Origin of the sequence: Clostridium frigidicarnis (assembly GCF_900111985.1) — a bacterium.
In the GTDB taxonomy this organism is placed as follows: Bacteria; Bacillota; Clostridia; order Clostridiales; family Clostridiaceae; genus Clostridium_Z; species Clostridium_Z frigidicarnis.
The window spans coordinates 105052-118535 of sequence record NZ_FOKI01000006.1; the positions used below are offsets into that span (position 1 = coordinate 105052).

The following is a 13484-nucleotide window of genomic DNA, read 5'->3' on the forward strand; positions in this document are numbered from 1 at the left end:
ACAATATGATTAGTTATTAAACCTTAAAGAGGAGATATGATATGAAAACTAGCTTTAATGTACGAAATGAAAGAAATCTAACAATGCTTGTTGATTTTTATGAGCTTACTATGGGAAATGGTTATTTTAACAACAATGTATACGATAAAATTGCATACTTTGATATGTTTTTTAGACGTGTTCCCGATGGTGGTGGATACTGCGTAATGGCAGGAGTAGAACAATTAATTCAGTATTTATCTGAACTTAAATTTTCTGAAGATGATATAAGTTACCTTAGAAGCAAAAATATTTTTTCTGAGGAATTCTTAACTTACTTGGAAAACTTTGAGTTTTGTTGCGACGTCTGGGCTGTACCTGAAGGAAATCCTGTATTTCCAAATGAACCCCTTGTTGTAGTACGTGGTCCTATAATCCAAGCACAATTTATAGAAACTATGATACTACTTACTATAAATCACCAAACACTTATAGCTACTAAAGCTAACAGAATATGTAGAGCAGCCAATGGAAGAAGTGTTATGGAATTTGGTTCAAGACGTGCTCAAGGATATGATGGAGCTATTTATGGCGCAAGAGCTTCTGTAATAGGTGGTTGTGACTCAACTGCATGTACAATTGCAGATGAAATGTTTAATATACCTTCATCTGGAACTATGGCTCATAGTTGGGTTCAATTATTTCCAACTGAACTTGAAGCTTTTAAAGCATGGGCTCATACTTATCCTGATAATTGTGTTCTACTTGTAGATACTTATAATGTTATAAAATCTGGTATTCCAAATTCTATTAAAACTTTTGATGAAGTTCTAAAGCCTAGAGGTCTTAGACCAAAAGCTATAAGAATAGACAGTGGAGATATTACTTATTTAACTAAAAAGTGTAGATCCATGTTAGATGAAGCTGGGTATGAAGATTGTAAAATAATAGTATCAAATTCCTTAGATGAGCACATAATTTCTGATGTTTTATCTCAAGGTGCAAAGATTGATTCTTTTGGAGTTGGCGAAAGATTAATAACCGCTAAATCAGAACCTGTTTTTGGTGGAGTTTATAAATTAGTTGCCATAGAGGAAGATGATTTAATACTTCCCAAAATCAAAATAAGCGAAAATGAAGAAAAAATTACAAATCCAGGTTTCAAAAAAATCTATAGGATATTTGATAAAAAGAAGCATATGGCTATAGCAGATTTATTAACCCTTAATTATGAATCTATAGACCTTACAGACTCTTTAGAAATTTTTAATCCTATCTATACCTGGAAAAAGAAAAAAATTAAAGATTTTTATGTAAAAGAACTATTAGTTAAAATATTTGATAAAGGAAATCTTGTTTATAGTCCTCCTAGTGTTATGGATATTAGAGAGTTTTCAAAACAAGAATGTGCTAAGCTTTGGCCTGAAGTTCTAAGATTTGAAAATCCTCATACTTATTATGTAGATTTATCTTCAGATCTTTGGAATCTCAAACAAAATCTACTTCATAAATATTCTAGTGATTATGAAGAATAGAATCAATCTTCATTTAATTTAAAAGTAACAAGGCTTGTAGTTTAAAAACTACAAGCCTTGTTACTTTTATCTACCAAAGAATTTTGTCTTGAGAAACTTCATGAGTACTACTAATATTCAGCCCCAGACAATCGTTTTCATAATGAATTTTAAAGGGACATTCCTCGTTTTCCTTATTAAATGGACAAGTATTAAAACATTTAATTTCCTCGTTCATTGTAGATAAAAATGGGCAATGATTTTGTGTCACAATACTCCCCCCTTATAAAACATCAATCCATATATTATATTATATTCTAAATTTTCCAAATTTCAAGTCTTATTCATAAATTTTATACATATAAATACTATATTTACACTAATAGTAAATATAGTTTTACTTTTTAACAAATATTAAGCAGACTGAATATGTCAGTCTGCTTGGTTTATCTCTTTTGATTATGATTTCTATAAACAGTTATATCTATTAATTCATTTTGAAAGGCTTTCAATAAAGCTTTTTCCAATACCTTTTCAGTATCAAAATTTTTTATATCCTTGCAACATGCAAATACCTTATTTATTTCCCCAAATGCGTTTTTATATGTCAATGTAACATTAGGCTTATCATACTGAACATCTACTATTTTTACACCCCATGAAAGCTGAGCATAATCCCCATTTATTTTTAACTGGCTTAACTCTTTAAGCTTTCCATTTTCTTCATCAGCATTCTCTATTATTATTAATTCATCCCCAACCTTGTATTTACTCATCTTAATTCCTCCCTATTTGTTAATTCATTAACAATGTTCCATTTGATTGTAACACAATTCTGAATTTTAGTAAACATCTAATTTTAAATTTTATCTATATAATTAAGTTTTCCAATAAGTCCTTTAATGATTCATGAATATTTAAACTTTTATATTGAAAATATTATTTATATGTTATAATCTTTATGTAATATTTTTATACAATTTAATCACTTAATAAACAAAGGAGATAAATATGTTTGGTTATGTTACTCCGTATAAGCCTGAACTAAAAATTAAAGACTATGAATTATTCAAGGCCTATTATTGTGGCTTATGCCATAGTATAAAAGAGCTTTACGGAAATATTCCTAGAATGAGTCTTAATTATGATATGACTTTTCTAGCAATACTATTAAGCGGTTTAGAGGAACAAAAAGATGATTTCATACCTTTTAAATGTGGAATACATCCTTTAAAGAAAAGGGCTAGGATATTAGATTGCAACGCATTAAGTTACAGTGCTCACATGAATGTAGCATTAACATACTATAAATATATAGACGATAAAAACGATGATAAAACATTAAAATCTTATATAGGCAGCACTGTTTTTAATAAATATTTAAATAAATATATGTTTAGGTACAATGAACTGTATCTCGATATATTTTATCATTTAAAAGAACTAGATAATTTAGAAGGTGATGCCTCTATACTGTCTATGGATGAACTTTCTCATAATTTTAATATTATAATAGCAAAAATAATGAGTTTTTACTCTTCAAATTCTTCTGAAAAAGAGGTACTCTATAGTTTAGGATATAATCTTGGTAAATGGATATATATATTGGATGCCTTGGATGATTTAAAAAAGGATATGGAAAACCAAAAATTTAATGCTTTAAATTTCTTATATAATAAAGATAATAAATCTTATGAAGAATTCTTTTTACAAATTAAAGAAAAAGCAGAATTTCTTTTACTTTCATGTAGTTCTCAATGTGTCCTTTCTTTAAACAAACTAAATTTAAAGAAGAATAAAGAACTCATATATAATGTAATTGAGTTTGGATTAATGGATAAAATGCAAAATGTTTTAAAGGGAGTTGAGATTAATGACAAATCCATATGAGGTTTTAGGAGTTAAAGAGGGTGCTTCTCAAGAAGAAATAAAAAAGGCTTATAAAGAACTTGCTAAAAAATATCACCCAGATCAATACGGCAATAATCCACTTAGGGACTTAGCTGAAGAAAAAATGAGAGAGTTAAATGAAGCCTATGACTATCTTGTGAAGAACAATCAAAATAGCTCTTATTCTAATACAAATTCTAGTTATGATAATAATATATACATATCTATAAGACAAGATATTCAAAGTGGAGATTTATTTAGTGCTGAAAGCAAACTAAATTCAGTACAAAACAAAACTGCTGAATGGTATTATTTGACTGGAGTTGTTCAACTTAGAAAAGGATGGCATGAGGGTGCTTATAATAACATCTCTACCGCCTGCAGAATGGATCCAAATAACTTGGAATATAGGCAAGCTCTTAATGCCTTAAAGCAAAGAAATAATGGATACCGAGAAAATTATTATGGAAGGAAAAGTTCTAGCGACGATATATGTGACACTTGCTTAAAACTTTGGTGTCTTGATACTATATGTGAATGTATGGGATGCGACTGTATACCTTGTATTTAGACATAATGTGAGGTGGTAATATTATGAATAATAAATCTTTAGTTATATCAAGGGGCGGTTTATTTACTGCCCTCTCTGTTATTTTTCTTTATCTTTCTTCCATACTTATTACCAATCGTTTAGGATTTATGATTTTGACATCTATAGTTCTAGTAGCTTCTATTATATCTATAAAATTTAAATACAGTTTTCTAGTATATATTTCAACATCAATAATATGCTTTATGATTGGTTTAAGAGGAGTTACTTTTGCATATTTAATACTTTTTGGCCTATATCCTTTTGTAAAATATAAGATTGAATCATTAAGAAAAACCATTCTGGAGTTTTTTCTTAAATTTATTTTTATAAATGTAACATTCTTCTTATCTTATTATTTATATAGCTATCTTTTCCTTGATTTAAATTCATTAATAAAATTTCCTATGTTTATATTTATAATAGGTATTGAGATTTGTTTTTTAATTTATGATTATATACTAACTTTAATAAGCCAATATATAATAAAAAGATTTAAATTTCTATAAAATTTATGTGTGAAACTAGCTCCTTATCAATTTTTTCTTATTAAAAATCAAGAAATAAAAGCCATGAAATTAGAGGGTAACACCCTAAATTCATGGCTTTTAGAATTTATAAAATTGTGATTTTAAGTTTAAAACTAAGTAATTCACATCCTCAGTTAAGCAATAAGTTTTAATTTTTAATCTATACTTACCTACGTATAACAACTGTTATTAAATCTTTATTTGCAAAATATAGTGGTATTACATATCTATTAATCCACTATAAATATTTTTACTTTAAAATCTTTAATAATTCTTTTTCTATTAAGTTATTATACATACCTTTTCTGTAATCACTTATAATTAATCTTTTTTCTTCTAAATTAGATTTTTCAACCTTTTCCTTAAGCTCTTCTGGAAATTCTACATAAGCTCCCAAAGGTTCCATATTTCCATCAAACACTAAAACTGTAGGAATCTTTGCTTCTCCTAAAGCTTCATCTAAAAAAGCCTCATTTCCCTCTCTTGGATATATTGTTAATTCTATATTTTCATTTTCTTGTACAAGTTTCTCAATAAATGGAATTGATACTGTACAATCTTTACAATATCCTTCTGAAAATGCTAATACAACTCTTTTTTCTTTTAAACTTTTTATTTTATTTTTAGTTTCATTACTTACTTCTGTTTTATTAAAAACCTCAATATGTTCATCTGTCTTATTTTTCATATATTCTTTAAAAGAAGTTCCATTTTTAAGATCAAACATGATATTTCCTCCAATACTATATAACTTAATTATATTATAAATAAAATATCTTTATAGTCAATAAATCTTTATAATTTTCTTAAAAAATAAAAAAGAGCAATTAAATTGCTCTTTTTTGAGTAAAAACATAAATCAATGTTAATTTCTTAACAGCCCTTAATATACATTTTATCAGAATTAACATAAAATTCAATAGTTTTTTTCATATATCTAGATTTTTTTTATATTGATATAATTTTTATAATTTATTGTTTACTTGTTAATTAAATGATATAATTTATTCTAGTGTTTACAAAATACATATGAATATTTCTTAATATTTTTTGACTTGTAATAATATTTATTATATAATAATGGTACAAATATATTTAGGGGTGAACTTTATGGATAATATAACCAGTATTTTCAGAGAAAAAAAATTGAAATTAACACCTCAAAGAATTGCTGTATACAAATATCTTGAATCTACGAAAGAACATCCTTCTGCTGAAACTATATATAAAGCTCTTCAACCAGCTTATCCGACTATGAGTTTAGCTACAGTTTATAAAGCTTTAAAAACTCTAGTTGAAGTAGACTTAATTCAAGAGTTAAATGTTGGAGAAGGTAATTTTAGATACGATGGAAACGTATCTATGCATCCCCACATACAATGTATATGTTGTGGTAAGGTAGATGATATTGAAGGTTTAGATTTTTCTAATCTTAATTCCGAGGTACAAAAGCATACTGATTATGAAATTTTGACAAACAAACTTTATTTCTATGGAGTCTGCCTTAGTTGTAAAAATTTAAAATAAAAAAAGGTGGATAATCTCCACCTTTTTTTATTTTAAATTTTTTATCATATTCTGAGCATCTCCAAAATAATTTATATATATAAGTTATAATATGCATGCCCTAAAACTCAAAGCAAATTTTTTCAGCTTTATGTTTATGGCAAAGATATATATCCAGTTATTCATATAAATTATTGGAGGTGATAACTCAAATGAAAATTCGAGTAGTTATTCTAAAAAAGAGACAAATAATACTTTCTTTAATAATTATCTTATTTATTATATTAACCTTCTCTCTCCTATCATACTTTATGAAAAATAGTACCACTGAAGCTATTACTTTAATAAATGATAATAAAGTAATTAAAGAAGATTTAAATGGTGATGGATCTAAAGATACACTCTATATAAATAATAAAGATAATAAATATTACATGGAAATATCTACAGGTTCCGAAGTTCAACATATATCATGTAATAAAAAACTAGATACATTAGGTTCTTTCAACCCTTGTTGGCCTATGAGACTTGAAATTAAAGATATATCTAGAAATAGAACACCTGAAATTTTTATACAAAGTTCTGAAAATTCTTTACCTGTTCAACACGTGTTTACTTATAATAATAACAAATTCAATGATATATTTTGTTCTAATGGAAATTTTCTAGGTTTTCTAGATTCTAATAATTCTAGAACACCCAAGTTTTTATCTGGAGATATTAAAAATGGAACTCTTGATATTGGGTACTATATACTTAATAATAATGAACTTAAAAACTATAGTTTTGATAAAACTGTTTTTCCTGGAGCAAAATCAATAGTTGATTTTGTTTCCTATATGGAGAGTCTTCCATATGGAGAAGAATTTAAACCTGATGTTTTTTATGATGGACTTAGCGGTAATGCTCTTTATGCTATCGGAAAAATTTCTGCTGAATGTTCAGAAGTTACTTTTCTTGATGGGTATTTTGTTGATACAGCCTGGGGGAACGATGGAAACATATTGGGTCTTGAGTGTTTTTTTAATTTTAAAGGGTCCTTAAAAGATAGTACTAATTTTACTGCATATTCTTTAAAAGTTATCTTGAAACCTGATCCTACCTGTAATAATGAGTTTAAAATATATTCTATAACTATTTAATACTTAAAATTAGTAGAAACAAATTAGGTTTTAAACATATAATCTCTAGATTCTATCTGATACCTCCCTCTCTTAAATAACGATTCGTTCTATATATTAAAAAAGAATATGATAATGCTGAATTATTTAAGCACATTTAAAAGGGTCGCAATATTGCGACCCTAAGGGGGATGGGGGGTTTTATTATAGCTAATATATTAGCTATTAGGAGATTGAACTCCTATTACATTTAATATTATTACCCATTCTAATAATCTTATACAGATTATTAGAATTATTTTATTATCTTTAGATATAATTACCCTTATATCTAACTTTTTAGAATATGAGGGTATTATTACATATATTATAGGATCAAACACAAGATAAGAGTTTCATTTAGAAACTCTTATTCTTCAAATTCTTCATTTACATACATATCTATTATTTTATCTATTATTTGTGACTTCTTTGGTGGTAAAAATGGTTTTATAGAATTTAATAGTTGCACTGTATTATCTGAATTGTCAACATTTTCTGAATTTACCTTACTATCAAATTCATCCTTTTCCTTTCCATTTTTCTCATTACTATTACTGCTATTGTTATTATTATTATTGTTATTGCTATTGCCATTGTTATTATTTTTACGATTTTGCATTGATCTATTATTATTATTGTTATTAGACATACCCATATTATTTAATAGCGTACCTATTTGATTTATGTCTACACCATTTAACATATTCATAAGAGGATTTCCATTTCCATTTCCCATTTTCCCCTGAAGCTGTTGAGCTATCGGTAGCATATTTGCTACATTAGGCGGTAGCATATTTGCTATATTAGGCGGTATATTCATATTTTGATTTGCATTTTGATTCATGTTATTATTCATATTGTTATTCATATTTTGATTCATGTTATTATTCATATTTTGATTCATATTAGGTGGCATACCTTGATTCATATTGGGTTGGGACATATTAGGATTCATATTCATATTAGGCGCCATGTTAGAATTCATGTCAGGTGGTACATTCATATTAGGCACCATGTTAGGGTTCATATTCATATTAGGTGGCATATTCATATTGTTAAACCCCTGACCTTGTTGGTTAAAATCACCTCTATTTTTATCTCTTCTATGTTTTGCCATTTATGTTATTTCCCTCCTTTACAAGATATTTTTTTGGAGGGTCCTTACTTAGACCCTCCAAACTTAACTTCTATTTTATAAATAGATAGTTAGTAAATATTAGTATCCACATCCGCTATTTCCGCATCCACCGCCAAAGCCATTTCCACAGAAGCAAAGTAATATTATAATCCAGATCCAGCTACCACCAAATCCACAGCTGTTATTTCCGCCGCATCCGCCGCCGCATCCACAATCATCTATATCTCTGTTTCCGCATCCGCAACTATTATTTCCGCATCCTCCGCCAAAACCATTTCCACAGAAGCAGCAAAGTAATATTATAATCCAGATCCAACTTCCTCCAAATCCACAGCTGTTGTTTCCACAGCTCTGATTTCCCATACTATTGTATTGAGGATTCATCATTATTGGCATTGCTCCACCACAGTTTTGTACTGGTGTTACTTGAACAGCTGGATTAGCTTGGAATAATTGTCCACAGCCACAGCCCATTGGTATACAACAAGATTCTTTACATTTGCATTTTGACATAATATTTTCCTCCTTTAATTTTGTTAATTTTAAATTTTGCTTTAGGTTTTTAATATGCTTAAGCCTATATATAAATTTACTTAAGCCAAATTTTAAAAATGTGATTCACTATAAGAATGGATTTGTTATAATTTTATTTGTTTCCATCCCCTTTCTCTCCTTTTGGTAAACACTTGTTTTTATTGTTTCTATTATTAAAAAACACTAAAATCAAAATCCACCAAAAGTTGTTGTATGAATCTCCACAGAAGCTATTATTTCTATAGTGAGGAGCACATGGTCGGTATCCACATTGAGGAATATAATACATACCATTATTGCAACAATATCTGCTATCCTTTATACAAGGATCATAGTAGCTATAATGTCCCCCGTAAGTTATACCAAAACAATTACTGTCACATCTATCACGATTTGATAATAACCATAGTATTAATATCCATTGATTATTAAAGAAGAAATCTTCAGTAAAAATAAAATCAGCAAATCTTCCACACATTCTAGTTCCAAAGTCGTGATAAATCTCCCTTTTACCCATTTTAGGTACTCCTTTCTATATTTGTTTTCTTTTTCTTTAGCTTCATAGTATATACTATTCTCTTTGTAATTTTTTGATACAAAAAAATAACTATGTTTTTTAAAAACATAGTTATTTTTATTTATCTGATGGATATCACCTGTAACACCGCCATCCTCTTACAAGATGGTGTTTAACATGTGATACATCCCTAGGCATTCAGATGGTAGAAAGAATATCACCTTAATGAAGATTTATTCTATTTTTTTTCTATATCTCCAAAGACTTCATCTATAAGCTCATCTTTTCCTTTTTTATTTAAAGATGAGAAGAATAAAAGCTTCTCTTCTTTTCCTAATTTTAAGGCTTCCCTTATTATTTTCGTACTTTTAACTCTTTCATTATTAGTTAGTTTATCACTCTTAGTTGCTATAACTAAAACCTCATAACCATAATGTTTTATCCAATCATACATCATAATATCATCTGCTGTTGGCTTATGTCTACTATCAACTAGTAATACAACTTTTTTTAAAGGCTCTCTCATATAAAGATAATCCTCTATTATTTTTCCCCAACTCTCTTTTTCTTTTTTTGAAACTTTAGCATATCCATATCCAGGAAGGTCAACTAAATAAAAATCATTATTTACTAAAAAGTAATTAACTAATCTTGTTCTACCTGGTGTACGACTTACTTTAGCTAATTTTCTTCTATTTGTTAATGAATTTATAAGAGATGACTTTCCAACATTTGACCTTCCAACAAAAGCCACTTCATTTCTTATCTCTTCTGGATACTGGTCTCTCTTTACAGCTGATGTTACGAATTCTGAAGTGTTTATTTTCATATTAATCCTCTCCAATTAAAGCGTTATTTAATACTTGATCTATTTCTGTAGCTACTATAAACTTCATCTTATTTTTTAAAGCTGATGGTAATTTTTCCAAATCTTTTTCATTTTCTTTAGGCATTATAATTGTATCTATACCCGCTCTATAAGAAGCTAAAGTCTTTTCTTTTAATCCACCAATAGGAAGTACCCTTCCTGTTAGTGTTACCTCTCCAGTCATAGCAACATTGTGTTTTACTTTCTTATTTGAAAGAGCCGATACTAAGGCTGTTGCCATAGTTATGCCAGCTGATGGACCATCCTTTGGTATAGCACCTTCGGGAGCATGAATATGTATATCTTTATTTTTGTAGAATTCATCATCTATGTCATATTCTTTAGCTATTGATCTTACTAAGGAATATGCTGTTTTAGCTGATTCTCTCATTACATCTCCAAGCTGACCTGTAAGCTCTAACTTTCCAGTACCCTTCATAACACTAACTTCTACTGGTAATATATCTCCACCATAAGCAGTCCATGCCATACCTGTAACTACACCTATTTTATCCTCATCATCAATTCTTTCCATTGAGAATATTGGATTGCCTAAATATTTTTTTATATGATTAGTAGTTACACTTATACTCTTTTTATTTTTAGCTATTATTTCTGTAATTGCTTTTCTTATTATAGCTCCTATTTTTCTTTCTAAGCTTCTTACTCCTGATTCTCTAGTATATCCTTCTATGATAAATTTCAGAGCTGAGTCGCTAAACTTTATCATTTTTTCTTCTATTCCATGTTCTTTTAATTGTTTAAAAACTAAATATCTTTTACTTATATTTAATTTTTCATCATAAGTATATCCTGATACTTCTATTATTTCCATTCTATCTAATAATGGTCTCGGAACAGTGTCTAGAGTATTAGCTGTTGCTATAAACATACATTTAGATAAATCCATGTCTAGTTCAAGATAATGATCTCTAAACTTATTGTTTTGCTCACCATCTAAAACTTCTAGTAATGCATCTGATGGATCTCCCTTATATTCACTACCCATTTTATCTATCTCATCTAAAAGTATAACGGGATTCATTGACTTAGCTTGTTTCATCCCATAAACTATTCTTCCAGGTATAGCTCCTACATAAGTTCTCCTATGTCCTCTTATTTCTGACTCATCCCTTACACCACCTAAAGAAATTCTAACAAAATTTCTTTGAGTGGCATTAGCTACTGACTTTGCAATAGAAGTTTTTCCAACTCCTGGTGGTCCAACTAAGCATAATATTGGCCCTTTTAACGTTTTAGACATATTCTTTACTGCCAAGTATTCTACTATTCTTTCTTTTACATCATCAAGACCAAAATGTTCATTATCTAATACAACCTTAGCATTTTTTATATCTAAATTATCCTTAGTCTCCTTACCCCACGGTAAGTCTAAAATCCAATCTAAATATGATTTTATAGTTCCACTTTCTGATGAATACTGTCCTGAATTTTTTAATTTATTCAGTTCGTAAAGAGCTTTTTCTTTAATTTCCTTAGGAAGTTTTCCTTTAGAGATTTTCTTTTTATATTCTTTAATCTCTTTCTTTAATTCATCATCTTCTCCAAGTTCCTCTTGAATAGCCTTAAGTTGTTCCCTTAAAAAATATTCTGTTTGAACCTTATCAATTTTCTTTTTTACTTTTACTTCAATTTTCTTTTCAATCTTTAATATTTCTATTTCATTACTAAGTATTACTATTAATTTCTCTATTCTCTCATCTAGATGATTTGCTTCTAAAATTTCTTGTCTCTTATCTACCTTTAATGTAATATAAGAACTTATAACATCTACAAGCTTTGAATCTTCCTCTATATCATCTAAAGAATCTAAAATTTCTTCTGGTAAAGTACCTATTAACTTTACGAAAGCCCCAAAAGTATCCTTTAGTTTAGAAACTAATGCCTCAGCTTTTAAAATATCTTTATCTATTTCATCTGGTACTTTTTCAACCTTAACCTTAAAATACTCATCTTCAGTAAAATCTACAATTCTTCCTCTCTCTTCACCCTCTACAAGAACCCTTACAGTTTCTCCTGGTAACTTTAAAAGTTGTTTAACTGTACATATAGTACCTATTTCATATATATCTTCTTGTTTTGGATCCTCTACTTTAGCTTCCTTTTGAGTTGCTAAAAATATTTTTTGTTCCTTTAGCATAGCATCTTCTAATGCCATTAAAGATTTTTCTCTTCCCACGTCAAAATGTAATATCATGTATGGAAAGACTACCATTCCTCTTAAGGGAATTAAAGGAAGATTTAATGCTTCGTTTTCCATATGTATCCCCTCATTTCTATAAGTTTAACTCTTGAAGCTATTATATAATTATATATTAATTTATATTGTATATCAATTGAAAAAAATATTATAATGTTTATATATAACATTTACATAGCAATTTAAACTATTTTAAATCAAAAAAACAATATACTGTTACAATACGGAGGTACTTATGAAGATTTATATAGTAAGACATGGATACACTCATTGGAATTCCTTAGGAAAACTTCAAGGAGTTCAAGATACTGAATTACATGAAACTGGACTAGAACAAGCAAAAACTTTAGGAAAACGTCTTAAATGTGAAAATATAACAAAAATATACACAAGTCCATTAAAAAGAGCATTTACAACTGCTGAAATAATAAATGAATATACACATGTTCCTATAATAAAAGATGAAAATCTAATTGAAATGAACTTTGGTGTTTGGCAAGGGCTTACTTTAGAGGATGTAAAAAAAGTTCATAGCAAATTTTTCTCTTACTGGGATGATAATAGATTTGAAACCGTTATTCCAAACGGGGAATCCTATGAAATTGTTTCCATTCGTGCATTTAAAACTATAGAAAAAATTGCTAAATCTAATGATAAAAATGTATTACTTATTAGCCATGGATCTCTAATACGTGCCCTTTTTTGTAAAATCCTTAATATTAATATTAAAGATTCAGATAATTTAAACATTGATAATTGTGGAATATCTGTTCTTGAGTATAAAGATGGATGTTTTTTCATTGAAACTATAAATGATTTAGGACATTTCCAATGATATAGAACGAATCAATTCATCTAAACCCCAAAGTGAGGTCTAAGCAACTTGTCGCTCAAATAAGTTCTATTTTCATTACATCATTTTATTGTATAAGAATATATAACTCATAGAAAAAATAAATTTAAAAACTCCTATAATTATCCTTCAATTAAAAAGAGTACCATTTTTATTCATTGGTACTCTTCTTAATAAATGCA

Annotated in this window: 15 protein-coding genes; 6 read left to right on the forward strand and 9 right to left on the reverse strand. The window is 28.2% G+C overall.

Annotated features, from left to right (window positions below; genetic code table 11):
* Nucleotides 1–41 precede the first annotated feature (41 nt).
* Nucleotides 42–1514, forward strand: a complete 1473-nt coding sequence (locus BM119_RS05190; protein ID WP_090039501.1) for a nicotinate phosphoribosyltransferase — start codon at nt 42–44, stop codon at nt 1512–1514.
* A gap of 70 nt (nt 1515–1584) precedes the next feature.
* Here the strand turns inward: BM119_RS05190 and BM119_RS05195 are convergent, their stop codons facing one another.
* Complete coding sequence (locus tag BM119_RS05195; protein ID WP_090039503.1) at nt 1585–1764, reverse strand: hypothetical protein; 180 nt, start codon at nt 1762–1764, stop codon at nt 1585–1587.
* 175 nt (nt 1765–1939) lie between these two features.
* Nucleotides 1940–2269 carry a hypothetical protein gene (locus BM119_RS05200; protein ID WP_090039505.1) on the reverse strand — a complete coding sequence of 110 codons (330 nt, stop codon included), beginning with the start codon at nt 2267–2269 and terminating at the stop codon, nt 1940–1942.
* 235 nt (nt 2270–2504) lie between these two features.
* Here BM119_RS05200 and BM119_RS05205 point away from each other — a divergent pair, with 235 nt between their 5' ends.
* Nucleotides 2505–3383 carry a DUF5685 family protein gene (locus BM119_RS05205; RefSeq protein ID WP_090039506.1) on the forward strand — a complete coding sequence of 293 codons (879 nt, stop codon included), beginning with the start codon at nt 2505–2507 and terminating at the stop codon, nt 3381–3383.
* Nucleotides 3367–3954 carry a J domain-containing protein gene (locus BM119_RS05210; RefSeq protein WP_090039508.1) on the forward strand — a complete coding sequence of 196 codons (588 nt, stop codon included), beginning with the start codon at nt 3367–3369 and terminating at the stop codon, nt 3952–3954. The genes BM119_RS05205 and BM119_RS05210 overlap by 17 nt, the downstream gene beginning before the upstream one ends.
* A gap of 88 nt (nt 3955–4042) precedes the next feature.
* Here the strand turns inward: BM119_RS05210 and BM119_RS19550 are convergent, their stop codons facing one another.
* Entirely contained in the window at nt 4043–4273 is a 231-nt protein-coding gene (locus BM119_RS19550; protein WP_143087291.1) for a hypothetical protein, read from the reverse strand.
* Between the two features lie 479 nt (nt 4274–4752).
* The gene (locus tag BM119_RS05220; protein WP_090039511.1) at nt 4753–5229 is read right to left on the reverse strand and encodes a thioredoxin family protein; all 477 of its coding nucleotides are present in this window, start codon (nt 5227–5229) and stop codon (nt 4753–4755) included.
* Between the two features lie 383 nt (nt 5230–5612).
* Between BM119_RS05220 and perR the strand changes: the two genes are divergently transcribed.
* Both perR and BM119_RS05230 read left to right on the forward strand, forming a co-directional pair.
* Nucleotides 5613–6029, forward strand: coding sequence for a transcriptional regulator PerR (perR, locus tag BM119_RS05225; RefSeq protein ID WP_090039512.1), 417 nt, complete (start codon nt 5613–5615; stop codon nt 6027–6029).
* Nucleotides 6030–6319: 290 nt separating this feature from the next.
* A complete protein-coding gene (locus BM119_RS05230) occupies nt 6320–7150 on the forward strand; it encodes a VCBS repeat-containing protein (protein ID WP_143087292.1) in 831 nt (276 codons plus the stop codon).
* A 388-nt stretch (nt 7151–7538) separates the two neighbouring features.
* Here BM119_RS05230 and BM119_RS19765 read toward each other — a convergent pair whose 3' ends face one another.
* The 5 genes from BM119_RS19765 to lon form a co-directional block, all read right to left on the reverse strand.
* On the reverse strand, nt 7539–8288 hold the full coding sequence (locus tag BM119_RS19765) for a hypothetical protein (protein WP_090039515.1): 750 nt from the start codon (nt 8286–8288) through the stop codon (nt 7539–7541).
* A gap of 99 nt (nt 8289–8387) precedes the next feature.
* Nucleotides 8388–8822 (reverse strand): hypothetical protein, encoded by a 435-nt coding sequence (locus BM119_RS20180; protein ID WP_242948322.1) that lies wholly within the window; start codon nt 8820–8822, stop codon nt 8388–8390.
* A gap of 133 nt (nt 8823–8955) precedes the next feature.
* Nucleotides 8956–9360 (reverse strand): hypothetical protein, encoded by a 405-nt coding sequence (locus tag BM119_RS05245; protein WP_090039517.1) that lies wholly within the window; start codon nt 9358–9360, stop codon nt 8956–8958.
* A 238-nt stretch (nt 9361–9598) separates the two neighbouring features.
* On the reverse strand, nt 9599–10189 hold the full coding sequence (gene yihA, locus BM119_RS05250; protein WP_090039519.1) for a ribosome biogenesis GTP-binding protein YihA/YsxC: 591 nt from the start codon (nt 10187–10189) through the stop codon (nt 9599–9601).
* Between the two features lies 1 nt (nt 10190).
* Nucleotides 10191–12509, reverse strand: a complete 2319-nt coding sequence (gene lon / locus BM119_RS05255; RefSeq protein WP_090039521.1) for an endopeptidase La — start codon at nt 12507–12509, stop codon at nt 10191–10193.
* 175 nt (nt 12510–12684) lie between these two features.
* Between lon and BM119_RS05260 the strand changes: the two genes are divergently transcribed.
* Nucleotides 12685–13284: a histidine phosphatase family protein gene (locus BM119_RS05260; RefSeq protein WP_090039522.1), complete on the forward strand. Its 600-nt coding sequence runs from the start codon at nt 12685–12687 to the stop codon at nt 13282–13284.
* Nucleotides 13285–13484: the final 200 nt, after the last annotated feature.